27 protein-coding genes and 1 tRNA gene are annotated in these 22708 nt (G+C 66.0%); 15 read left to right on the forward strand and 13 right to left on the reverse strand.

Annotated elements, in window-relative coordinates:
• Positions 1-24: 24 nt before the first annotated feature.
• Together purD and KR49_RS05405 are read left to right on the forward strand one after the other, a co-directional pair.
• Positions 25-1332, forward strand: coding sequence for a phosphoribosylamine--glycine ligase (purD, locus tag KR49_RS05400; RefSeq protein WP_043692573.1), 1308 nt, complete (start codon positions 25-27; stop codon positions 1330-1332).
• A complete protein-coding gene (locus tag KR49_RS05405) occupies positions 1329-3380 on the forward strand; it encodes an ATP-binding protein (protein ID WP_043692574.1) in 2052 nt (683 codons plus the stop codon). Before purD ends, KR49_RS05405 begins: the two co-directional genes overlap by 4 nt.
• On the opposite strand, the gene kaiC is transcribed toward KR49_RS05405, so the two are convergent.
• The 3 genes from kaiC to KR49_RS05420 form a co-directional block, all read right to left on the reverse strand.
• Positions 3377-4915, reverse strand: a complete 1539-nt coding sequence (kaiC, locus tag KR49_RS05410) for a circadian clock protein KaiC (RefSeq protein WP_043692575.1) — start codon at positions 4913-4915, stop codon at positions 3377-3379. The genes KR49_RS05405 and kaiC overlap by 4 nt on opposite strands.
• 65 nt (positions 4916-4980) lie before the next feature.
• Positions 4981-5343 carry a circadian clock protein KaiB gene (kaiB, locus tag KR49_RS05415; RefSeq protein WP_043692576.1) on the reverse strand — a complete coding sequence of 121 codons (363 nt, stop codon included), beginning with the start codon at positions 5341-5343 and terminating at the stop codon, positions 4981-4983.
• Positions 5340-6218, reverse strand: coding sequence for a circadian clock protein KaiA (locus KR49_RS05420; protein ID WP_043692577.1), 879 nt, complete (start codon positions 6216-6218; stop codon positions 5340-5342). The genes kaiB and KR49_RS05420 overlap by 4 nt, the downstream gene beginning before the upstream one ends.
• Before the next feature lie 251 nt (positions 6219-6469).
• Between KR49_RS05420 and rplU the strand changes: the two genes are divergently transcribed.
• A complete protein-coding gene (gene rplU / locus KR49_RS05425; protein ID WP_043696884.1) occupies positions 6470-6847 on the forward strand; it encodes a 50S ribosomal protein L21 in 378 nt (125 codons plus the stop codon).
• 42 nt (positions 6848-6889) lie between these two features.
• The gene (gene rpmA, locus KR49_RS05430) at positions 6890-7156 is read left to right on the forward strand and encodes a 50S ribosomal protein L27 (RefSeq protein ID WP_043692578.1); all 267 of its coding nucleotides are present in this window, start codon (positions 6890-6892) and stop codon (positions 7154-7156) included.
• A gap of 56 nt (positions 7157-7212) precedes the next feature.
• Here rpmA and KR49_RS05435 read toward each other — a convergent pair whose 3' ends face one another.
• Complete coding sequence (locus tag KR49_RS05435) at positions 7213-7965, reverse strand: bifunctional 2-polyprenyl-6-hydroxyphenol methylase/3-demethylubiquinol 3-O-methyltransferase UbiG (protein ID WP_043692579.1); 753 nt, start codon at positions 7963-7965, stop codon at positions 7213-7215.
• Positions 7966-8022: 57 nt separating this feature from the next.
• Between KR49_RS05435 and truB the strand changes: the two genes are divergently transcribed.
• Genes truB through KR49_RS05450 form a run of 3 tightly spaced genes read left to right on the forward strand, consistent with a single transcriptional unit; the run spans position 8023 to position 10397 of the window.
• Positions 8023-8907 (forward strand): tRNA pseudouridine(55) synthase TruB, encoded by an 885-nt coding sequence (gene truB / locus KR49_RS05440; protein ID WP_043692580.1) that lies wholly within the window; start codon positions 8023-8025, stop codon positions 8905-8907.
• A gap of 58 nt (positions 8908-8965) precedes the next feature.
• Entirely contained in the window at positions 8966-9718 is a 753-nt protein-coding gene (locus KR49_RS05445; RefSeq protein WP_043692582.1) for a YebC/PmpR family DNA-binding transcriptional regulator, read from the forward strand.
• A gap of 22 nt (positions 9719-9740) precedes the next feature.
• Entirely contained in the window at positions 9741-10397 is a 657-nt protein-coding gene (locus KR49_RS05450) for a L,D-transpeptidase family protein (RefSeq protein ID WP_043696887.1), read from the forward strand.
• A gap of 6 nt (positions 10398-10403) precedes the next feature.
• On the opposite strand, the gene KR49_RS13800 is transcribed toward KR49_RS05450, so the two are convergent.
• From KR49_RS13800 to KR49_RS05465, 4 genes are all read right to left on the reverse strand, one after another.
• Positions 10404-10571, reverse strand: coding sequence for a hypothetical protein (locus tag KR49_RS13800; protein WP_156957110.1), 168 nt, complete (start codon positions 10569-10571; stop codon positions 10404-10406).
• 70 nt (positions 10572-10641) lie between these two features.
• Complete coding sequence (locus tag KR49_RS05455; RefSeq protein WP_043692585.1) at positions 10642-10881, reverse strand: hypothetical protein; 240 nt, start codon at positions 10879-10881, stop codon at positions 10642-10644.
• A 35-nt stretch (positions 10882-10916) separates the two neighbouring features.
• Entirely contained in the window at positions 10917-11690 is a 774-nt protein-coding gene (locus tag KR49_RS05460) for a glucosamine-6-phosphate deaminase (protein WP_052378180.1), read from the reverse strand.
• 15 nt (positions 11691-11705) lie between these two features.
• Positions 11706-13124, reverse strand: coding sequence for a SpoIID/LytB domain-containing protein (locus KR49_RS05465; protein ID WP_043692588.1), 1419 nt, complete (start codon positions 13122-13124; stop codon positions 11706-11708).
• A gap of 82 nt (positions 13125-13206) precedes the next feature.
• On the opposite strand from KR49_RS05465, the gene rnz reads away from it, so the two are divergent.
• Complete coding sequence (gene rnz, locus KR49_RS05470) at positions 13207-14166, forward strand: ribonuclease Z (RefSeq protein ID WP_043692591.1); 960 nt, start codon at positions 13207-13209, stop codon at positions 14164-14166.
• Between the two features lie 74 nt (positions 14167-14240).
• Positions 14241-14753: a photosystem II cytochrome c-550 gene (gene psbV / locus KR49_RS05475; RefSeq protein WP_043692594.1), complete on the forward strand. Its 513-nt coding sequence runs from the start codon at positions 14241-14243 to the stop codon at positions 14751-14753.
• A 40-nt stretch (positions 14754-14793) separates the two neighbouring features.
• On the opposite strand, the gene KR49_RS05480 is transcribed toward psbV, so the two are convergent.
• The 4 genes from KR49_RS05480 to serA form a co-directional block, all read right to left on the reverse strand.
• Positions 14794-15186 (reverse strand): hypothetical protein, encoded by a 393-nt coding sequence (locus KR49_RS05480; protein WP_043692597.1) that lies wholly within the window; start codon positions 15184-15186, stop codon positions 14794-14796.
• Between the two features lie 99 nt (positions 15187-15285).
• Complete coding sequence (locus KR49_RS05485; protein WP_043692601.1) at positions 15286-15585, reverse strand: ferredoxin; 300 nt, start codon at positions 15583-15585, stop codon at positions 15286-15288.
• A gap of 140 nt (positions 15586-15725) precedes the next feature.
• Positions 15726-16628: a 50S ribosomal protein L11 methyltransferase gene (gene prmA / locus KR49_RS05490; RefSeq protein ID WP_043692603.1), complete on the reverse strand. Its 903-nt coding sequence runs from the start codon at positions 16626-16628 to the stop codon at positions 15726-15728.
• The gene (gene serA / locus KR49_RS05495) at positions 16628-18214 is read right to left on the reverse strand and encodes a phosphoglycerate dehydrogenase (RefSeq protein ID WP_043692606.1); all 1587 of its coding nucleotides are present in this window, start codon (positions 18212-18214) and stop codon (positions 16628-16630) included. Before serA ends, prmA begins: the two co-directional genes overlap by 1 nt.
• A 101-nt stretch (positions 18215-18315) precedes the next feature.
• Between serA and KR49_RS05500 the strand changes: the two genes are divergently transcribed.
• The 6 genes from KR49_RS05500 (at position 18316) to KR49_RS05525 (ending at position 22393) form a co-directional block, all read left to right on the forward strand.
• The gene (locus KR49_RS05500; RefSeq protein ID WP_043696892.1) at positions 18316-18816 is read left to right on the forward strand and encodes a hypothetical protein; all 501 of its coding nucleotides are present in this window, start codon (positions 18316-18318) and stop codon (positions 18814-18816) included.
• Positions 18813-19592: a photosystem II S4 domain protein gene (locus KR49_RS05505; RefSeq protein ID WP_043692608.1), complete on the forward strand. Its 780-nt coding sequence runs from the start codon at positions 18813-18815 to the stop codon at positions 19590-19592. Before KR49_RS05500 ends, KR49_RS05505 begins: the two co-directional genes overlap by 4 nt.
• 81 nt (positions 19593-19673) lie before the next feature.
• A tRNA-Val gene (locus tag KR49_RS05510) sits at positions 19674-19745 on the forward strand.
• A gap of 25 nt (positions 19746-19770) precedes the next feature.
• A complete protein-coding gene (gene murD, locus KR49_RS05515) occupies positions 19771-21159 on the forward strand; it encodes a UDP-N-acetylmuramoyl-L-alanine--D-glutamate ligase (RefSeq protein ID WP_043692611.1) in 1389 nt (462 codons plus the stop codon).
• An 84-nt stretch (positions 21160-21243) separates the two neighbouring features.
• Positions 21244-21690, forward strand: coding sequence for an EVE domain-containing protein (locus tag KR49_RS05520; protein ID WP_043696895.1), 447 nt, complete (start codon positions 21244-21246; stop codon positions 21688-21690).
• On the forward strand, positions 21674-22393 hold the full coding sequence (locus tag KR49_RS05525) for a hypothetical protein (protein ID WP_043692615.1): 720 nt from the start codon (positions 21674-21676) through the stop codon (positions 22391-22393). The genes KR49_RS05520 and KR49_RS05525 overlap by 17 nt, the downstream gene beginning before the upstream one ends.
• Here KR49_RS05525 and KR49_RS05530 read toward each other — a convergent pair.
• Entirely contained in the window at positions 22345-22593 is a 249-nt protein-coding gene (locus KR49_RS05530; RefSeq protein ID WP_043692619.1) for a DUF2811 domain-containing protein, read from the reverse strand. The two genes, KR49_RS05525 and KR49_RS05530, sit on opposite strands and share 49 nt — an antisense overlap.
• Positions 22594-22708: the final 115 nt, after the last annotated feature.

Genomic DNA, 22708 nt, shown 5'->3' on the forward strand with positions numbered 1-22708 from the left:
GCCCTTCTCGTCCCCCCAGCGCCCATGGCCATGTCGACAGCCCGTCCCAGCACACTCCCCGAGCTGCAGCGCCTGCTCGTTGTCGGTGGAGGCGGTCGGGAACACGCGCTCGCCTGGGCCCTGGGGCGTTGCCCGGGCATCGAGACGGTCTGGGTCAGCCCCGGCAACGGCGGCAGCGGCCCCCATCAGGCGGCGGTGGCCGAAGACGACGCGGAGGGGTTGATCCAGCACTGCCGGGAGCAGGCGATCGATCTGGTGGTGGTGGGGCCGGAGGCACCGCTGGCGGCCGGTGTCGCCGATGCCCTGCGGGCAGCCGGTCTGGCGGTGTTCGGTCCCGGGGCCGACGGCGCCCTGCTGGAGGCGAGCAAGGCGTGGGCCAAACAGCTGATGCAGGACGCGGGCGTCCCCACCGCCGGCCACTGGGCGGTGGACAGCGAAGCGCAGGCCCTCGCGGTGCTGGAACAGGTGAATCGTCCGCTGGTGGTGAAGGCCGATGGACTCGCCGCCGGCAAGGGCGTGACCGTGGCGGAGACGGTGGCGGAGGCGGAGGCGGCGATCCGTGCGGCCTTCGCCGGCCGCTTCGGCAACGCCGGCTCCCATCTGGTGCTGGAAGAGCGGCTCAGCGGCCCGGAGGTGTCGGTGTTCGCTCTCAGCGATGGCGAGCGTCTGGTGCTGCTGCCGACGGCACAGGACCACAAACGGCTCGAGGAGGGAGACAAGGGGCCCAACACGGGCGGCATGGGGGCCTATGCACCGGCGCCGCTGCTGGATGCAACCGGCCTGGAGCAGGTGCGCCGCAGCGTGCTCGAGCCCACCCTCGCTGCCCTGCGCGCGCGCGGCATCGACTACCGCGGCGTCATCTACGCCGGACTGATGCTCACCGACGACGGACCGCAGGTGATCGAATTCAACTGCCGCTTCGGCGACCCCGAATGCCAGACGCTGATGCCGCTGCTGGGACCGGAGCTGGCTCGGGTGCTGCAGGCCTGCGCCCTCGGTCGTCTCGACCTGGCCCCCGAACTGAGCATCTCCGCCGCCTGCAGCGCCTGCGTCGTGGCTGCCGCTGCTGGTTATCCGGAGTCGCCACGCAAAGGCGACCCGATCCGGCTGAATCTGATCACCGATGAGCAGCGCCAGCTGTTTCATGCCGGCACCAGCCGCGACGCCGCCGGTGCCCTGCACAGCTCCGGCGGCCGGGTGCTGGCGGTGGTGGCCCAGGGCGACAGCTTCGATGCGGCCTTCGCGAAGGCCTACAGCGGGTTGGAGCAAGTGGACTTCGAGGGAATCACCTACCGTCGGGACATCGGTCATCAGGTGCGAACGGACGCATGAGCGACGGCAACGCAGCCATCGCGGACTGGGCCCTTCCCCCGTCAGGTGGGCCTCCCAAGGGTCCTGACACCTTCTGGCGGCGCATGTCCGACTGGTGGGATGAATTCAGCCTGCAGACCAAGCTGCTGGCGATCGCCACCCTGGTGGTGAGCCTGGTGATGACCGGCATCACCTTTCTGGCCCTCAACGGCATCCAGCGGGACGCCGTGATGAACGACACCCGCTACGCCCGCGATCTCGGTCTGCTGCTCGCCGGCAACGTCACCGAACTGGTGGCGCAGGAGCAGGACCGGGAACTCGCGAATGTCGCCGAGAAGTTCTGGCGGTCCAGCCGCAGCGTCCGCTACATCTTCTTCGCCGACCCTGATGGGGTCATCTACCTCGGCATTCCGATCAGTGCCACGCCCACCAGCGGGGAGGGGGAGCTCAGGCTGAGCCGTCGGCTGGAGTTGCCGGAGGAATTGCGCCGTCGCCCTCAGAACCCGCTGGTCAGGCAGCACCTCACCCCCCAGGGACGGGTGACCGATGTGTTCGTTCCGCTGATCCGCGACAACCACTACTACGGCGTGCTGGGGCTGGGCGTGAACCCCAACGAGACGGCCCTCGCCAGCGCGGCCCTCACCCGCGAAGTGACCGTGGCGGTGTTCATCTCCATCTGGGTGCTGGTGATCCTCGGGGCGGTGTTCAACGCCCTCACCATCACCCGCCCGGTGAAGGAGCTGCTGCGCGGCGTGCGCTCGGTGGCCGCCGGCAACTTCCAGGCCCGCATCGATCTGCCGGTGGCAGGCGAGCTGGGGGAACTGCTCACCGGATTCAATGCCATGGCCTCCCAGCTGGAGGCCTATGACGAAGCCAACATCGAAGAGCTCACAGCCGCTCAGGTGAAGCAGCAATCCCTGATCGCCACCATGGCGGATGGGGCCGTGCTGCTGGATGCCGCCGGCTGCATCGTGCTCGCCAATCCCACCGCCCGCCGCCTGTTCCGCTGGGAGGGCCGCAACCTGGAGAACCGGGAGCTGGTGGCGGAGCTTCCGGATCTTCTGGCGATCGAGCTGCACTCACCCCTCGATGCACTGCTCGCCGGCAACGTCGACAGCGAAGATCTGCGCTGCAGCGTCGGGGAGCCGGCCCGCACCCTGCGCATCGTGATGCAGGCCGTGCGCGATGCCAGCGGTGAAAGCCTCAAGGGCATCGCCGTCACCGTTCAGGATCTGACCCGCGAAGTGGAGCTGAACGCTGCTCAGAGTCGTTTCATCAGCAACGTCTCCCACGAACTGCGGACACCGCTGTTCAACATCAAGAGCTATGTGGAGACCCTGCATGACCTCGGCGATCAGCTGACTGAGGAGGAGAAAAAGGAATTCCTCGGTGTTGCCAATGCCGAGACCGATCGCCTCACCCGCCTCGTCAATGATGTGCTCGACCTCTCCCGTCTGGAATCGGGCCGGGCCATCCAACTCGAACCGGTGAACATCCGTCCGGCGATGGAGCAGACCCTGCGCACCTACCGGCTCAATGCCGACGACAAAGGCGTCAAGCTGGAGCTCGACGCCCGAGCCGACCTGCCGGAGGTGGTCGGGAACTGGGATCTGCTGCTGCAGGTGCTCGACAATCTGGTTGGCAACGCCCTGAAATTCAGCCGCAGCGGTGGTGTGCTGGCGATGCGCGCCTACCTATGGCCCGACACCTGTCAGGTGCGAGCGCTGAACGGCGTCACCGATGACGGGCCCACATGCCCGCTCAGTTCCCCACTGCCACGGCTGCGGGTGGAAGTGGCCGACACGGGCTGCGGCATCAGCGATGCCGACCAGGTGCGCATCTTCGATCGCTTCTTCCGGGTGGAGAACGCCGTTCACACAGAGGTGGGCACAGGGCTGGGGCTCTCGATCGTGCGCGGCATTCTCGAAAAGCACAGCGCCCGCGTGTTCATGGCCAGCGAGCTTGAGGTGGGCACCACCTTCTGGTTCGACCTGCCCCTGCAGCAGTCGGATCTCGACGAGCTCCAGCTGCAGGCCGATCGGCGCAGCAGCATGGAGCAGCTGGTCTAGTCCTCGCTGGAGACGCCGCGGGCGATGCGGGAGAGCTCACTGCGCTCATCGGTGCTCACCCGATGGGGGACACCCGAGATGATCCGCTCGAAGTTGGAGAAGGAATCCTTGATCTGCGGGCCGTTGCCCGTGATCACGAACTCGCGGATGCCCTTGTCGTGCCAGGAGCCGCGCATCTTGAACACGTTCAGGGCCCGGGCCATCTCACCGCGGATCTCCACGTACTGCAGCAGCAGGATCGTGTCTGTGATCGTGGAGATGTGGGAGTCGGTGATCGAATGGCTTCCCATGAACTCCTCGGAGGTGTTCGTGAAGAAGCCGGCGATCTCCTCCTGCTTGGCGTAACCGGTCACGCCGATCACGAACTGGCGGAAGGCGTTGTGGCTGACACCCCGAGCCAGAGCGGAGAGCGAATCGATCGCCATCCGCGAGGGCTTGAACTGGCTGATCTCGGTCTTGATGATCTGGAGGTGATCCTCCAGGCCCGTGGATTCGGGATAGGCGCAGATGATCTTGAGCAGACCGTCCTGCTCCATCTGCTCGAAGTCGATGCCCCAGCTGGTGCCGTTACGCAGCAGCTGAGCCCGGGATTCCTCGTAGGCGAACAGGATCGCCCGCTCCTTGTTCCGGCAGGCATCCTCGATGAATTTCGAGACCAGCAGCGTCTTGCCGGTCCCTGTGGCACCGGTGGCGAGGATGATCGAATCCTTGAAGAAGCCGCCGCCGCACATGTCGTCGAGCCGCGGCACGCCGGAACTGACCCGCACGTTCGAGGAGCGCTGGGTGAGCCGCATCGCCCCGAGCGGGAAGACGCTGATGCCATGGGTCCCCATCGTGAAGGGGAATTCACCCTTCATATGGGTGGTACCACGCAACTTGAGGATCTCCACCGTGCGCCGCCGCCGCTCACCCTCCAGCACATTGCGCAGGATCACCACATTGTCGGAGACGAATTCCTCGACCCCATAGCGGGCGATCGGGCCGTATTCATCGATCCGTTCGGTGGTCATCACCGTGGTGACGCCGATCTCCTTGAGTCTTGCGATCAGCCGGAAGATCTCACGACGCACGACGAACACAGCGTCGTACTGCTGGAACACAGCCGTGATCGAATCGATCGCCACCCGCTTCGCCTTGTACTTGCGGATGGCGTAGTTGATCCGTTCGATCAGACCGGAGAGGTCGAAGCTGCCCGCCACATCCTGACCATCGGGGTCGGGGGAGGCATCGAGGATGAACAGCTTGTCCTGCTCCACCATCTCTTGCAGGTTCCAGCCGAAGCTGGCGGCGTTGCGCAGGATGTCGAGGGGCGACTCCTCGAAAGTGACGAAAATGCCCGGCTCGTCAAAGTGCTTGACGCCGTTGTGCAGGAAATGGAGCGAGAAAACGGTCTTGCCGGTACCGGAGGTGCCGCTGATCAGCGTGCTGCGTCCGATGGGGAGACCGCCCTGGCAGACATCATCGAAGCCCTCGATCCCTGTCGGGAGCTTCTGAACCTGCATCTGAGTCGAGCCGCTGGCTGGAGGGAACTGCATGGCTGGGACTTATGAACAGAACGTAGTGAGATCCAACCGGCGAAGGCGAGTGATCACCATCTCGCTTAAGAATCCACGCCGGATGTGACGTCGTTCTCATCGACGGTGTCGATCAATCCGGACCCGAGCGCGTTGTCGGTGAGCTCGTCGTACAGAAGATCGAGTCCGATCAGAACCCGCTCCCGGTCGGAGAGGTCACCGATGATGCGACGCACCGGTGGCGGCAGGATCTTCGACAGCGTTGGTGTGGCGAGGATCTTGTCCTCCTCCGCCAGCTGCGGATTCTTCAGAACATCAATCACCTTCAGGGCATAGACACCGCGGAATTCCGTTTCGAGGATGTTGCGCAGCGTCTTGAGCGCCCGCATCGAATTGGGCGTGTTGCCGGCGACATAGAGCTTGAGGATGTAGGTCTTGCGGGGACTCATGTCGACACCTCCGGCGCCTCAGGGAGATCAGGCTCCCGACGGAAGCGGGAGGATCCCGTACCGCTGAGAGGGATGTCCGGCGGGATGGAGCGCCGATACATCTCACAGAGATGGGCCATCACATCCAGAAGCGCAAGGCGGTAATCCTGTAGAAAGTCGTTCTTGTGGCCTTCCAGCCGCAGCTGTTTCCAGAACTCATCAATCAGATCCACGTGGATCTCCACCGTGCGGGTGATCGGCAGATCAATGAAGAACGCGGTGTTCACAAAGCTTTCCAAGGCCTGGTTGGCGGCTGCCGGATCGCTGAAGTAGCTGATCAGCAGATCCCGGTAGGTGCGTTGCAGCGACTCCAGCAGCTCATGCCGTTCGTCCGGCGGCAGGCTGCCGAGGAAGCGGGCCGGATCCCGCTTGTAGAAGACCCCCAGATAGCCGAGCCGCTCCTGCAGGCGACGGGACAGCGTTCCCACCGCCCGTGAAGCCGCCTCATCGGGCCGGCCATCCACCCGCGCCTGGCGCAGATAGCGGGAGATGGCGGCATCGATGTTGTAACCGAGCTGCGCCAGCTGATCACTGGCCAGATGCAGCTCCTCGGAGTGGTAATCCACACCCCCCTTCAACTCACCCACCACCACGGCTGGGAACAGCAGCCCCGTGCTCATCAGCTGGTCCCGGGTATCGGGATCGAGCAGCTGCTGCTCCACCACCACGGCATCAATCGCTTCCCGTTGCTGCTCGAGTCGGGAGACCAGATCGGCCTCACCCTCCATCGGCAGCACCATCAACTCGTAACGGTTGCTGGGAAGCCACTGCCGACAGACATCGACCAGTTCCGAGGTCTTCAGAAGCAGTGCGATGGTGAGGGCCGGCCCGGCCATTCGTCGTCAGGATCATTTCATCATCGGAATCTTGACGGAGGGGACCTCCAAGCACGAGGATCTTTGTTTGTCTTTCGATTGCGGCTCAGGCCGAATCGGCTTCGGCCGAGCCTGACCGCGTCCTGCACTCCATGGCCGAGACCAAACCTGCTGCCGACGCAGCTGCGACGACCACCTCTGAAGAAGCACCGGTTTCTGCAGAGCGTCCTGAGATCCAGACGGAACCCACCGCCAAGAAGGCTGCTTCCAAGGTGAAGGCGGAATCCGCCGATGCCGAGGTCGCTCCCTCCTCATCCGATGCCTACGCGATCGTCGAGGCGTCGGGCACTCAGGTGTGGCTGCAGGCCAACCGTTACTACGACCTCGACCGCATCCATGCCGATGTGGACGCGACCATCACCCTGGACAACGTCCTGCTGGTGAAGAACGCCAAGGGCACCACCCTCGGGACGCCCTACGTGAAGGACGCCAGTGTCTCCCTGAAGGTCATGGCCCACCGCCGCGGCCCCAAGGTGATCGTCTACAAGATGCGTCCGAAGAAGAAAACCCGTAGCAAGAATGGTCACAGACAGGAGCTCACCCGGGTGATGGTTGAATCCATCTCCGTGGGCGGCAAGTCCATCAGCTGACGCTCCAACGACACCCCCCGCCCAACACCGCTTCCCCACCCCATGGCACATAAGAAAGGCACAGGTTCAACCCGCAACGGTCGCGACTCGAACTCCAAACGCCTCGGCGTCAAGGCCTACGGCGGCGAGACCGTCACGGCCGGTTCGATCCTGATCCGTCAGCGCGGCAGCTCTGTTCTGGCCGGCGTGAATGTCGGCACCGGCAAGGACGACACCCTGTACGCCCTGACCGACGGTGTGGTGAAGTTCGAAAGCATCCGCCGCGGCCTGCGCAACCGCAAGCGCATCAACATCACCGCGGCTGTCTGAGCGGATATCCGGATCGAAGAGCCCCAGCACCAGCCGGTGACTGGGGCTTCGTCGTGTCAAGCCGGTCTGTACAGACGGGCGGTGATCAACAGCGGATGGAACACCTCGAGGAACTGAGCCTGGAGGGTGCGGAAGAAGCGATCCACCAGCTCCGGATCATCGAAGTGGAAGGGGTATTCACCATTGTTCCCCTTGAAGAAATACCAGTTCAGCAAGGCGATCGCGTCGGGTGCCATACGCCCGTGAAATTCCAGCAGCTGCGCTGAGGGATCCGGCAGATGTTCCAGCACGTCGAGGCAGACCACCGTGTCGAACGCCACGTCACCGGTGCCGCTGAGGTCCCGGTGCACCGAGAGCTTGTGCGCCAGCCCCAGCGCTTCGGCCCGCTGCTGCACAAAGGCCTGGTTGTGGGGGTTGAGATCCACGAACCACACATGCTCCACCTGGGGCAACGCAGCCGCTGAGAGCGCATGGGTGCCGATGCCGCCTCCGAAATCCAGCACCTGCCCCCTGGCCGCCATCCCCTGGAGCCGCAGGGTGTCGGCGATGTAGTCCGCACTGGAGAGATGCCAGGCCGCCAGTTCCAGCAGATGACCGGTGCCGACCGTGTCCTCGTAGAACGTCGTCGCATCCTCGGCTCGAAACGCCCCGGGATGCAGATCAGCCAGGTCATCCGTGCTGCGCGGCAGCCGCTGCTCCACGACCTCCAGCGACAGATCCAGGTAGCGGCTCAGATGCTCCTTCACGGCCAGGGCGTCCTGGAGAAAGGAGCTGACGTCCACATCGCGGCTGCGACGAAGCTGAGGCATGGGGGCGGCGCACCGGCTGGATGCAACAGTCTGGAGTCACGCAGACCTGCAGCTCGGATGGCCCCTGTGGATGGTCCCTTCGGCTTCGTGGTGATCGACAAGCCGGCCGGTCTCACCTCCCATGCCTGTGTCGGTCGCCTGCGCCGCTGCTACGGCCTCCGACGCATCGGCCACGGCGGCACCCTGGATCCCGCCGTCACCGGCGTGCTGCCGATCGCCCTCGGACCCGCCACCCGCCTGTTGCCGTATCTGCCCGGTGACAAGACCTACCGCGGCCAGATCCAGCTGGGGATCACCACCAACACCGATGACCTGCAGGGCGAGCCGCTGCATCAGACGGCCTGGCCGGAGCTGCCGATCGCGGCCCTGGACGCGGCCCTGACGCCCTTCCGCGGAGCGATCCGGCAACGCCCCCCGCAGGTCTCGGCGGTGCACGTCGACGGGGAACGGGCCCACAACCGGGCCCGGCGAGGGGAGGTGATGGACCTGCCAGCACGTCCGGTGACGATCCATCGCCTGACGCTGCTGGCCTGGGATCCGGCGAACGGCCGACTCGAGCTGGAGGTGCACTGTTCCGCCGGCACCTACATCCGTTCGCTGGCCCGTGATCTGGGAGAGGCCCTGGGCTGCGGCGGCTGCCTCGCCCAGCTGCGCCGCACCCAGGCGCTCGGTTTCCATGACCGGCAGGCCGTGGCGCTGCCTGAGCCGGACGACGCCCCCCCTGCGCCTCTCTCACCGCTGCAGGCGCTTGCCCATCTGCCCCGACGCGATCTGACCGACGCGGAACTGACCGACTGGCGCTGCGGCCGCCGTCTGTGCATGCCGGACGGCCCGGGGGAGTCCATCGTGGTCTGCGACGCCGACGGGGAGATCGTCGGCATCGGCCTGCGGGAGCCGGGGGAGCAGCTGCGTCCAAAGGTGGTCTTCGGCGCTGCCGGCTAGAAACGTGCCGAAGCCCTGAGTACCCTGCGCAACCAGCGAACGCTCCTGCTCTGCAGCGATGGCCGGCCACAGCAAATGGTCACAGATCAAGCGCACCAAGGCCGTGGTGGATGCCAAACGCGGCGCCGTGTTCACCCGGCTTGGGCGGGAGATCATGGTGGCGGCGCGGGACGGGGCGGATCCGGCCGGAAATTTCCAGCTGCGCACGGCGATCAGCAAAGCCAAGACGGCCGGGGTGCCGGCCTCCAACATCGAGCGGGCGATCGCCAAGGGCTCGGGGCAGGGTGCTGAGGCGGCCCAGTTGGCGGAGGTCCGCTACGAGGGCTACGGGCCCGGCGGTGTCGCGGTGCTGGTGGAAGCCCTCACCGACAACCGCAACCGAACAGCGGCGGATCTGCGCCTGGCCTTCAGCAAGAACGGCGGCAACCTCGGGGAAAGCGGCTGTGTTGCCTACCTGTTCGAACACCGCAGCGAGGTGACGATCAGCGCCGATGGCGACGTCGAGGAAGCTCTGCTGGAGAGCCTGCTGGAGCTCGACGCCGACGGCTACGACCTGATCGACGACGGTGTTGTGGTGCACGGCCCCTTCACGGTGCTCGAAGCCCTGCAGGATGGCCTGCGGCAGCAGGGCTGGACCGTGCGCGATTGGGGCCACAGCTGGCATGCGAGCACCAGCATCGACATGGCTGATGTCGACACCGCAGGTCAGTGTCTGAAGCTGCTCGATGCCCTCGATGGTCTGGACGACGTGCGCAGCGTCAGCTGCAATCTCGGGGAGATCCCTGAGCAGATCGGTGCGGGAGCGGCATGATGCGCGCAATGTCGTCGCCGTCATGGGTGCATCGCGCACGATCGCGCTGGCCGCAGCGCTGCTGAGCCTGGCCGGATGCCAGTCCGAGCCCTCCTCCCCTCCGGAACAGGCTGATCCGATCAGCAGGGTCCGGATCGAACTCGACGTCAATGCCCCGGCGAAGAGCACAGGGATTCTCAGTGGTGCCGGTCTCAACCACGCCTTCCACGTCGGCTACGGCAAATACGGCATCGCCTGTGAGGGATCGCGCTTTGAGGAGGGCGTCACACCGCTCGGCACCTTTCGCGTCAACGCCGTGCTGAGCGACGACATCTTTGAGATGGAACCGGAGCTGATCGAACAATCCGGACGCACCCGGGACAATCTCAAGAGCACGCTGTTCCGCAACATGAGCGCCATCGACTTCAAGGGCGATGGTGAAACCGGCGAATACGGCAACGGCTACATCAGTCTCGCGCCGGTCCCGGCCACGCCGCAGCCCTTCGAATTCAACGAGTACGCCGGTCAGTTCCGCTGGTACAGCTTCGCCATCCATGGCACCAACGACGAACGCCGTGTCGGCACCAAGGACACAGGTGGCTGCCTCAACGTCAGCGACAAGGATCTGAAGGTGCTGCTGGAGAATCTCTCCATCGGCGACGAAGTCGAGATCACCGCCAACGGACCCTGCAGCAGCTGAGGGGCCTCAGCGGAACTCCTGCCAGATCGCTCGCAACTCCTCCGGTTCCACCGTGAGCAGGTGAATCCTGGCCTCATTGAGCACGGCCTTCAGGCGACGCTCCTGCCGGCACGGGAGCAGGTCCTCCATCCGATCGAGGATGTCGAGGTACATGGCAAAGGTGGAGACGTTCATGACAGAGACGGGCTGATCTCTGCAATCTCCCGACGCCGCCGCCGATTCACATCGCTCAGATGGGGGATCATCACTCCTCCGCCGGACGCTGGCGAATCATCGTCGCCAACATCTCGAGCTTGGAGTTTTCCGATTCCGAGGCCCGGTTCGCCATCCAGGAGTTGGCGGCTTTCTGCTGCGACAGCTGCTGCACGAGAGCCAGAGCGGCCTCCCGCAGCTGCTCGATGTCCTGACAGTCAAGGATGAAGCGGTTGAACCGCTCCATCTCGAAACTCTGCTCCAGGCGAGGCTCCAGCGGTTCGATGCTCATGTCAGGGCTGCCAGGCCAAGGTCTGAACGGCCCGATCAAGCTAGGGGGGGTGCCAGGGCTGGTGCATCTGCCCACAGCCAGACCCGCGAGTGACGCAGCAGCCAGGAGGCCGGCAGCTGTGGATCGGGCTGTGTCGCCGCCAGCAGCCGGCGCAGGATCGCCGCCTTCGCGGCTCCGGTGACCACCAGATGGATCTCCTCGGCGGCGAGGATCTCCCGCAACCCCAGGGTGATCGCCGACGACGGCACCGCTGCGGGATCCCCGCCGAACATCCCGGCGTTCTGCTGTCGGGTGGCGCTGGAGAGAGACACCACCCGACAGGGCAGATCCGCTTCGCAGGGGGGTTCGTTGAACCCCACATGACCGTTGCTGCCCAGCCCCAGAAGCTGCACGCCGATGCCACCGCAGCGAGCCAGTGCGGCGCCGTAAGCGGCAGCGGCTCCATCGCCATCGGCGGCGGAGCCATCCGGCAGCCGTAAGGCGGCATCCGGGATCTGCAGCGGCCCCCCGAGCTGTTCGGCCATGAAGCGGCGGTAGCTGCGCGGATCCGAGGCCGCCAGGCCTCGGTACTCATCCAGGTTGAAACTGCTCCAGCAGGCCTTCAGAGCGGCCAGCTCGTCCGTGCGCCAACCCTGCAGACGCCGCACCAGGGCGGCGTACAGCGGCTCCATGGTGCGTCCAGTGGCCAGGCCCAGAGGGCGATCGCCGCAGCGCCGTGCCCGCAGCTGATCCTCGAGCCGTTCCGCCAGAGCGTCACACAGGGCTTCCGCGGTGGAGCGCTGCTCCAGCTGATGGGGGAATCCCGACACGCCTGGGGGCCTGGCTCAACCTCTCCAGAGTGGCGCTGATGGCACCAGCTGCGCCATGGCGGGATCGTGATACGGCTGGAAGGGCACCACATCAGCCCCCCGGTAGTAGTGCCCGAGGATCGCGCGGAAATCCGCACCCTGCTCCGCCAGGCCATGGGCTCCCCACTGACTCATCCCCACGCCGTGCCCGAAGCCCTGACCGCGCACCAGCAACTGGCGGCCGGCCGCAGCAGGACGGGAGCGGGCGGCGGCGCCGAGCAGGTCCGGAGTCGAGGCCCTCAGCTGCCGCCTCGGCTGTGGACGTGACTCTTGTGGGTGTGACTCTCGTGGGCGTAAGCCCGTCGGCTGACGAGCGACGCTGGCGGTGATCCGATCGATGCGGGAGCGACCGGAACCCGACTCTGCATCGGGGCTGGCGACCGCCGGCAGCGAAACAGGAGCCGGACGACTGCTGGCAGCGACCATCTCGAAGTTCACCAGCGTGCTCTTGAGGCCGAGGCGTCGGCGCAGCTCGTTCCCGGTGAGCATCAACGTGCCGCGGGGGCCACGCACCCTGGCCTGACGCACCCGGCCGCTGCGGCTGCGACTGAGCACCTCCACACCATCCAGGCCGCCGGTCTCCGGCCAGGTGCGGCGCAGCATCATCGGATCGAAGCGTTCCTGCCAGCGGTGGACAGGGCTGTGCTGGTCGTGATCGGGAACACTCACCAGATAGGGCAGCTGGTTTCGCCACACCATGCCGCTGGCTTCCGTGACGCCGCCGGAACTGCTGTGGAACACCGCATCGATCAGCTTGCCGCCGTGCACGAGCACCAGGGAACGGGTGCTGGCCACCGCTTCACGGGTGCTGGCGGTCTCCGCCTCCACCCCGCTGTAGACCTGGCTGGCCACGGTGGCCTTCACATCCCAGCCACCGCCGCGGCTGCGCTGCTTCAAGGCATAGGTCCGAGCCGCCACCGCCTGGGCCTGCAGAGCGGCCAGGGGCCATGCATGGGGCATCTCGCTGCCCACCACACTCGCCAGATAGGTCTCGATCCCAAGCTCGTTCACCGCCCGCAGGGTGCCGCCGCGGCCACTGATGCGAAGTTCGCCCCGGTAGCGACGCTGACCGAGCCAGATGCCACGCGGGTCATCGTTCATCACCGACAACACAGCAGCAGCACCCAGCCAGCGCTCGTCGCCATCACAGTCGATCAGCAGGCGCCCCCCGCGCAGGCTCACCTCCAGACGCCTCCAGCTTCCCTCACCACCAGGCAGACCACGCACCCGCAGCAACTGCTCGCCATCAGCCCGCAGAAGCAGGCGCGGACCTTCATGCAGCAGCACCCGCATGCGCGGCTCCATCATCCGCGGCACGGCCACCGGCGGATGCAGCAGCGACAGTCCGGCAAGGCCTAACAGGGCGGCGGCGCCGAAGACTGGAGCGGATCGCACGGATCGATTCAGAGGCAGCCCAGTGTGCCCCGATCACCCCGGCGCTGCCAGATGGCAGCATGTCAACTGAGGATCAGCGGCCTTGCAGGTCACCTTTCTCGGTACGAGTTCCGGCGTCCCCACGAGGGCCCGCAACGTTTCAGCGGTTGCGCTGCGGCTGCCTCAGCGGGCTGAAATGTGGCTGTTCGACTGCGGTGAGGGCACCCAGCACCAGTTCCTGCGCAGTGACCTGCGGCTCTCCCAGCTGCGCCGGGTGTTCATCACCCACATGCACGGGGATCACGTGTTCGGCCTGCCTGGCCTGCTGGCCAGCCTCGGGCTGTCGGGCAGCTGCAACGAGGGAGTCGACCTCTACGGCCCCGATCCCCTGGAGACCTTTCTTCAGGGGGCCCTCAGCAGCAGCTCCACCCGCATCGGCTATCCGCTCCAGATTCACCGGGTGCGCCCGGCGGCTGAGCAGGGAACCCTCGTGTTCGAAGACGACGCCCTGACGGTGCGCTGCACACCGCTCACCCACAGGGTGCCGGCCTATGCCTACCGGGTCGAGCAGAAGCCACTCGCCGGCCGTTTCGACATCGAACGGGCCCGTGCCCTGGGGATTCCTCCCGGCCCGGTCTACGCGCGGCTCAAACGGGGTGAGACCGTCACCCTCGAGGACGGTCGGGTGATGGACGGCACCAGCCTCTGCGGCCCGGACCGCCCTGGGGTGAGCGTTGTGTACTGCACCGACACCGTCTTCTGTGAGGCCGCCGTGGAGCTGGCCCGCGGCGCCGATCTGCTGATCCATGAATCGACCTTCGCCCACGCCGAAGCGGAGATGGCCTTTCAGAAACAGCACTCCACCAGCACGATGGCCGCCCAGACCGCGGCAGAGGCTGGGGTCGGCCAGCTGGTGCTGACCCACCTGAGTCCCCGCTACGCCCATGGCAATCCGGTCACACCGGACGACCTGCTGGCGGAGGCGAGGGCGATCTTCCCGGAGACCCTGGTCGCCAAGGATTTCATGACCCTGGACGTGAAGCCCCGCTGCAACAGTTCGTGATTCCGCCACGGAGCGACTCTCCCCCGTGATACAAGGGCTTGGTGCGGTGAATCCGTCAGTCCCCGGCATCCTTCATGGCCTCTCCTTTCTCCTCTCTCCGACGGTCCCTCAGCGGACTGCTGATCCTGGTGCCGGTGCTGATCGGCCTTTTTGTCGCGGCACCTGCTGAAGCGGCCCGCTGGGATGCAGAAACCCTCACGGTCCCCAGCAGCCCCGACGGAGCTCTGGTGACCTTCAGCGAGCAGGAGATCAACGCCGGCCGCAAGGTGTTCAACACCAGCTGCGGCACCTGCCACGCCGGCGGCATCACCAAGACGAACCACAACGTCGGCCTCGATCCCGAGACCCTCGCGCTGGCCACCCCGGCCCGCGACAACGTCGATGCGCTGGTGGATTACATGAAGGACCCCACCTCCTACGACGGTGAATACAGCATTTCGGAACTGCACCCCAGCATGCGCAGCGCCGAGCTGTACCCCGCCATGCGCGACCTCGACGACGAGGATCTGCGCCTGATGGCCGGCTACATCCTCGTGTCTCCCAAGGTTCAGGGAACTGCCTGGGGCGGCGGCAAGATCTACTTCTGATCCGGCTGCGTTCAAGCTGATCGGCTGACCCCAGTGGCCCTCAGGCCGCTGGGGTTTTTGATGGCTCAGCAGGGATGCAGTTGTCCGCCTGCATCGAGCGGGGAAGACGGCTGTACCACCACTCCTGCAGCTCGCGGCTGAAGGTCTGGGAGAACAGCGTCAGAACGGTGGCCGTGGGGCGCGAGCCCGGCTGAAGCAGCTCAACGGCATAGGAGGGGCAGCGACGGGCCGCCAGATCGGGGACAAAACGCCTGCCGACGCGGCGCCAGCTCGGCTCCTTGCTGCGCCACGCCAGGCGGCAGCAGGGCCAGGGCAGTTCTTCGCGATCGAACAGACGGCAGCAGGGCCCGATCACACGGAAGCTGTACTGGCCTCCCGGACTGGTGTGAACACTGCCGCAGGCCAGCAGCTCCTGGGCTTCAGAACGGCTCAAGTCGACAGCTCTGCGATGAACTCATGGAAGACGGACAGGCAACAAAAAACCACCCCCTTGGGGGTGGTTTTCCATCGGATCCCGATGGAGGTGAAGGGCTCAGTAGAGCTCTTCCTCGGCGTGGGTCTTGATGGTGCAATCGGAGGTGGGGTAAGCCACGCAGGTGAGCACGAAACCAGCTTCGATCTGGTCGTCGTCCAGGAAGCTCTGGTCGGACTGATCGACGGTACCGGCGGTCAGCTTGCCGGCACAGGTGGAGCAGGCGCCGGCGCGGCAGGAATAGGGCAGGTCGATGCCCTGCTCTTCAGCAGCATCGAGGATGTACTGGTCATCGGGCACTTCGATGGTCTTGTTCAGACCTTCGCTCTCGCTGACCAGGGTGACCTTGTAGGAAGCCATGATTGGTGAATGCGTACAGGTCCCCGGAGATCCGAGCCTGCAGGACCAGACGTTTTTACTGCAAACGGAGCCTCTTGCAGCCGCTTGAACCACTCGGCGGGGCAAGGTCCAATGGGAGGCCATACACAGATAAGCCAGGCTTATGGCGTCTCCGGGCTCCGGCGGCGGATGCACAGCAGCCCCCAGCGGCCCTGAGAGGCGCTTTCAGTGACCTGCCATCCCAGCGCTGCCAGCACTTCCGTCAGCCGTGGCGCCTGGTCCACCAGCAGGCCGCTGAGCAGGGCCCGGCCACCGGGAGCGATCAGGCTCTCGAACCCCGGTGCCAGTGCCTCGATCACCGGCGCCAGGATGTTGCAGAGCAGCAGATCGGCCCGCTGGCTGCCGAGCAACTGCTGCAGGGTCTCCACCGAGCCGAGATCGACCGCCAGCTGCTCCGGCCTGCGCTGGTTCAGATCGCGGTTCTCTGCCGTGGCTCGCACCGCCAGGGAGTCGGTGTCGGCGGCCACCACCCGCTGCGCCCCGAGGTGGAGAGCCGCCAGACCGAGCACACCGCTGCCACAGCCGAGATCTGCCACCAAGGCACCCTGGGGAGGCTGCTGCTCGAGGGCCTCCAGGCAGAGGCGGGTGGTGGGGTGACTGCCGGTGCCGAAGGCGCTGCCCGGATCCATGCGGATCACCAGACGCTCACGGTGCTCATCCGGCACCTCCAGCCACGCCGGCAGGATCAGCAGAGCGCGGCCCACGGGATCGGGCTGCCAGTGCTGCTTCCAACTCAGACTCCAGTCTTCGTCGTCGACCTCATCCCAGTGTCCCTGCGGCAGGCTGAGGCCGAAGGGATGGGCCAGGGGCGCCAGGCTCGCCAGCAGTTCGTGTCGATCGGTCTCCGGCCATTCCGGCTGCGGCAACCACAGCAGCAGCGTGCGCTGCTCCGGAGTCTCCGGAGCATGCTGCACCGCATGGCGATGAAGCCCGAGATCATCCAGCTTCCAGAGCAGCGATTCCTCGAGTTCCGCAGGACAGGGCAGCGACAGACGCCACCACATCAGAGCGTCACCGGATGGGCTTCCTGGATGCCCTCAATCGCCGTGATCGTCTGCAGCAGCGTCGCAGGAATCGGGTCATCGATGCTGAGCACCATCACCGCATCGCCGCGAACGATCTTGCGTCCCACCTGCATCGCCGCGATGTTCACGTTGTGCTCGCCGAGCATCGATCCCAGCTGGCCGATGATGCCGGGCATGTCCCGGTGGCGCGTGAACAGCATGTGGCTGCTTGGGGTCACGTTCACCGGGAATTCGTCGATGCTGGTGATCCGCAGATCTCCATCGGCGAACACGGTTCCCGTCACGCTGCGGCTGCCCTGATCACCACGACTGGTGATCTGCAGTGAGCCGCCGGCGAAATCGCGGCTGGCTTCGTCCTTCACCTCCAGCACGCGGATGCCACGGGCCTTGGCTTCGAGGGAGGCATTCACGAAATTGATGCTGTCCCCCAGCACCGCTCCCAGCAGTCCCTTCAGGGATGCGATCAGCAAGGGCTGCGAGGGATGGCTGGCGAATTCACCCTGGAGCCGGAGCTCCAGCTCCTGCACCTGACCGCCGGACAGCTGACTGACGAGCCGGCCGACGGTTTCCGCCAACTGCAGGTGGGGCTTGAGCCGCTCCATGATCTCGGCACTCAGGCCCGGAATGTTGACGGCGCTGCGAGCCGGCAGCCCCAGCAGCACATCCCGGATCTGCTCGGCGACATCCACCGCCACGTTCTCCTGGGCTTCCTCCGTGGATGCTCCGAGGTGGGGCGTCAGCACCAGGCCGCGTTCCACCGCCCGCAGCGGCGAATCCTCCGCCAGGGGCTCGCTGGCGTACACATCCAGGCCGGCGCCGGCGATCACACCGTTCTGAATGGCCTCGGAGATGGCCGACTCATCGACAACGCCGCCGCGGGCGCAGTTCACGATGCGGGCCGTCGGTTTCATCGTGCGCAACAGCTCCGCATTCACCAGGTTCTCGGTGTCCTTGGTGCGCGGAATGTGCAGGGTCACGTAGTCCGCTGTGCGGAACAGCTCATCCAGATCGGTGAGCCGCACCTGCATCTGCTGGGCGCGGTCGGCGGCGATGAAGGGGTCGTAGGCGATCACCTCCATGCCCATGGCCCTGGCGACGCGGGCCACATGGGAACCGATCTTGCCCAGACCCACCACACCGAGCGTCTTCTTGTAGAGCTCGTTGCCGACGTATTTCTTGCGGTCCCACTTGCCGGCCCGCATGCCCGCATGGGCCTGGGGTACATGCCGGGACAGCGAAAGCATCATCGCCAGGGCATGCTCCGCGGCCGCGATGGTGTTGCCCTCCGGCGAATTCACCACCAGGACTCCCCGCTGGGTGGCCGCGGGCACATCGACGTTGTCGACACCGACGCCGGCACGGCCGATGATCTTGAGCCTGGACGCCGCGGCGATGACGTCGGCCGTCACCTGCGTGCCCGAACGGATCATCAGAGCGTCGTAGTCGCCGATGCAGGCCTTCAGCTCCTCGGCCGACATGCCGGGGCGCTCATCCACCTGCGCCACCTGACTGAGAATGTCGATCCCGGCCTTGTCAATGGGATCGGAAACCAGAACTTTCGTCATGAAAGGGCGCTGAACAGCCGCGCCGAACTGTAGTGATCAGCACCCACACCCCCAGTCGTTCAAAGGACAGGGTTCAGAATTCAGCTTTCCGGTGTGAGGGGATGGCGATCTGTGTGGTGGTGCTGGCCGATCAGGCTGCGGCGGATCAGCTGACCGAGCAGCTGAACGACCCGCAGCTCCGTCTGAGCAGGAGCATCACCATCCCGCCCGAGGGGGACAGCATCGACCGGGTCGAACTGCTCAGTCCCAACCTCACGCGGCAGCGGCGGCAGAAGACGATGGCCCGCTGGCTGATGCCCTTCGGATTCCTGGCGGGGGTGACCTTCACCAAGATCACCAACCTGACCACGTTCGCCAGCTTCGGTCCCTGGGGCGAGACCCTGATCGGCGGGCTGCTGGGCATGGGATCCGGCCTGATGGGCAGCTATGCGGCCGCCGCCAGCGTCAACTCCGAGAACGAGGACGGTGTTCGGATCCTGCGCAACCGCCGCGAGGAAGGCCGCTGGCTGCTGCTGCTGGAGACACCGACCGGCATCGATCTGCCCTGGCAGACGGTGCAGCGCTGCCGGCCGCTGCAGGTGGTGCGCCTGAGCGAGCTGTGACGCTGCCGCGCGACCAACTGCTTGAGGGAAGTCAGGACCCGGAGGGGCTCGAGCCTCTGCTCGACCTGGCTGAGGAGGTGCTGCGCACCTGGCAACCCCGGTGGAGTGGATTTCTCTCCGCCCCGCTGCAGGAGGAGGCGCTCGAACGGCTCGGCCACCTGAGTGAACTGCAGTGGGAGCGCCAGGGCGGCCATGCCGGCGCCGAGCGCTGCCGTCTGCTCTGTCACCGCCGCGATGCCGCTCCGGACGAGCCCTTGCCGATCGAGGGGCTGCTGATCGAGGGCAACTTCCTGTTCGACCCCCTCAGCCCCGCCGATCTGCGTCAGGCCCTGCAGGCGATGGGGGCACCGGCGGAGGGACTTGGGGACCTCTGGGTGCGCGGTGACCGCGGTGGACAGGGGCTGTGCACACCCCCCTGCGCCGAGCTGCTGGATGCTGGCCACGGCCAGGTGCGGGACGTGCCGATCCGGTGCGAGCGGCGTCCGCTGGAGCAGTTGCAACTGCCGGCCATCCGGGCGCCCCGGACGCTCAGCAGCGTGGAGGCCTCCTGTCGCCTCGACGCCATCGCCTCCGCCGGTTTTGGCATCTCCCGCTCGAAGGTGATCAGTCAGATCAAGGCCGGCCGGTTGCGGCACAACTGGCAGCCCATCCGACTCGCCAGCCGTGAGCTGGTGGTGGGGGACCGGCTGCAGCTTCAGGACCGCGGCATGGTCGAGGTGCTCTCCCTGACGCTCACCAAACGGGAGCGCTGGCGCGTTGAACTGAAGCGCACCTGAGCTGAGGACTGCGGACCGACTGCTACTCTCCTAACTCGATCAAACGTCGATCCGAACAGGGACGAATTGTTGATCAGCTGCGGGCGATTAGCTCAGGGGTAGAGCACTACATTGACATTGTAGGAGTCACTGGTTCAAATCCAGTATCGCCCACTCCCCAGTCAGGGAAACGTTTTTGATGGATCGCACGATCGTTGTGGGGCTGGGACGCTCTGGCATCGGTGCGGCTCGTCTTCTGCACCACAACGGCATTCCCGTCAGCGTGATGGAGCGGGGAAACACCCCGCAGGATGAGGAGCGGGCTGCACCGCTGCGTCAGCAGGGAATCGAGGTGACTCTGGGGCTGCCGCTGAAGCCGGAGAGCTTCCAGCCCTGGCACGGACGTTTCGACACGGTGGTGATCGGCCCCGGCATCGCCTGGGATCACCCCACCCTCCACAACCTGCGCTCGCAGGGCATCCGGGTGCGCGGTGAGATGGACCTGGCCTGGCAGGCCCTGCGCCACCTGCCCTGGGTGGGCATCACCGGCACCAACGGGAAGACCACCGTCACCCATCTGCTCAGCCACGTGCTCGAGTGCGCCGGGCTGCGCGCCCCCATGGGCGGAAACATGGGGGTCTCCGCCGCCGAGATGGCCCTGCAGCTCAAGCAGGCATCCGGGCCGGAGCCTGACTGGATGGTGATGGAACTCAGCAGTTATCAGATTGAAGCGACACCGGACCTGGCCCCCCGGATCGGTCTCTGGACGACGCTCACACCGGACCATCTCGAACGCCACGGCACCCTCGACGCCTACCGGGCGATCAAGCGCGGCCTGCTGGAGCGCTCCGAACTAGCGATCTTCAACGCCGATGACCCCGACCTGCGCCAGCAGCGCGACAGCTGGCAGCAGCGGGGGATCTGGGTGAGCGCCGCAGGGCCCCGTCCCGATGGACAGGACGCCGATCTCTGGATAGATGCCCAGGATCAGGTTCGCGCTCCAGACGGACCGCTCTTCCCCGCCACAGCACTGGCCATGCCGGGGCTGCACAACCGCCAGAACCTGCTGATGGTCACGGCGGCCGCCCGGCGCATCGGCCTCCCTGCCACCGAGATCGAGGCTGCACTGCGCCGGTTCCCCGGTGTGCCCCATCGCCTCGAACTGCTGGGAACCGTGAACGGCCTGAGCGTGTTCAACGACAGCAAGGCCACCAACTACGACGCAGCGGAGGTGGGCCTGCGGGCGATGACGGCGCCGGTGGTGGTGCTGGCGGGGGGCGAGACCAAGCGGGGCGAAGCCGCGGGCTGGCTGGAGCAGTTGAAGCGGAGAGCATGCGCCGTGGTGCTGTTCGGAGCCGGAGCCGAGGAGCTGCACGAGCTGATCAACGCCAGTGGATTCCCCGGTGTGGTGCACCGGTGCAGCGACCTGCCGGAGGCCGTTCCGCTCGCCCTGGCGGAGGGCTGCCGCCTGAAAGCCGCCAGCCTGCTGCTCTCCCCGGCCTGCGCCAGCTTTGATCAATACACCGATTTCGAAGCGCGCGGCGACCATTTCCGCCACCTGATTCAGGCATCCACCGGGGTGAACTGAGCCGGATCGACCAGAAATTCAGCAGGTCCCCCCTCTCGATCCGATGATGTCGTCACCGACGCGGTTGTCGTGGCGTACTGGCTGATGAAGAGCGAGCCCGATGCCTACGGCATCGACGACCTGCGCCGGGAGGGCACCACCCTCTGGGATGGCATCCGCAATTACCAGGCGCGCAACTTCATGCGCACCATGACGGCTGGTGACAGGGCCTTCTTCTATCACTCCAATTGCAAGCCGCCGGGAATCGTGGGGCTGATGGAGGTGACCGAAACAGCTCTGGTGGACCCCACGCAGTTCGACCCCGCCGCCAAGTACTACGACGCCAAGTCCAGTCCGGACGCTCCGCGCTGGGATTGCGCCCGGCTGCGCTTTCTCGGCGCCTTCGAGACCATGCTCAGTCTCGATCAGCTGCGGGAGCTCTACGACGTCGATCAGCTGCCGGTGATCCGACGCGGCAATCGGTTGTCCATCCTGCCGGTGCCGGAGGAGACGGCCCTCGACCTGCTGGAGCGGCTTGGCCCCTTCCACTGAGCTGCCACTGCTGCGGGCCCTGCCCCGGGCCTGGGTCGCCTTCGGCCGAGCACCGTGGCGCTGCGTCGGCCTGGCTTCCCTGGTGCTGCTCAGCGGCGCCGGCCTGGCGGTGATCGGCGAGGACCTGAGACGACTGGGGCTGGCACAGCTGGGTGATCTCGCCGTGGTGCTCAGCCTGCTGCTGCCGCTGCTGCCCCTGCTGGGGCTGCTGCAGCTGGCCGATACCTTGCTGCCCCCCCAGCAACCGCAGCGTCCAGCGGGTCGCCGCAGCTTTCTGCTGCGGCAGTCCCTGGCACTGCTGCTGATGGAGATCCTGCTGCCTCTGGGAGGCATCGCCCTGATTCAGAGCCTCAGCTGGGTGATGGGGCGGATCAGCACGACCCTGGCCGGACTGGTGGTGATCGGAGGTGGCCTGCTGCTGCTGAGCTGGTTGTTCAGCCAGGTGCTGGCCCTGCCGCTGCTGGTGCACCGCCGTTGCCGGGCCCTGCAGGCCATGGATCAGAGCCTTCAACTGGTCCGCAGCAACTGGCTCAAGGTGCTGGCTCTGCTCGGCCTGCTCGGGGGGTTGAATCTGCTGGGTCTGCTGGTGGCCAGTGTCGGGCTGCTGATCACCCTGCCCTTGAGCGCGCTCGTCATGATGGCCTGCTGCAGGGCTCAGACGCCCGGCAGCAGCGATGCCCGGCGAAACATGTTGCCGACGTAGACGCGGGTGATCTCGCGGGAATCGACACCGTTCTGCACAAGAAAGCCGGCGAGCGCGGCCTGCACCAGGCGGTACTGGTCCCAGTTGGGGTGCTGCTCGATGAAGTGGAGCATCGCCTGCTGCAGGGGCAGCGGCAGTTCCGACTGAAAACTCACCACGCTTTCGCTGCTCACCTGAACTGAATCGAGCGTTGTCTGCATCACCCCTCTCCGGAACGTCCACTACTTCTCCACAACTCGGAGAGCGCGTCAAGGGTGTCCCAGACAACACCAGTCCAACCGATCTCCCCATGAGACTCCAGCTCTGACCGCACTC

It is taken from the genome of Synechococcus sp. KORDI-49 (assembly GCF_000737575.1).
Classification (GTDB): Bacteria; Cyanobacteriota; Cyanobacteriia; order PCC-6307; family Cyanobiaceae; genus Parasynechococcus.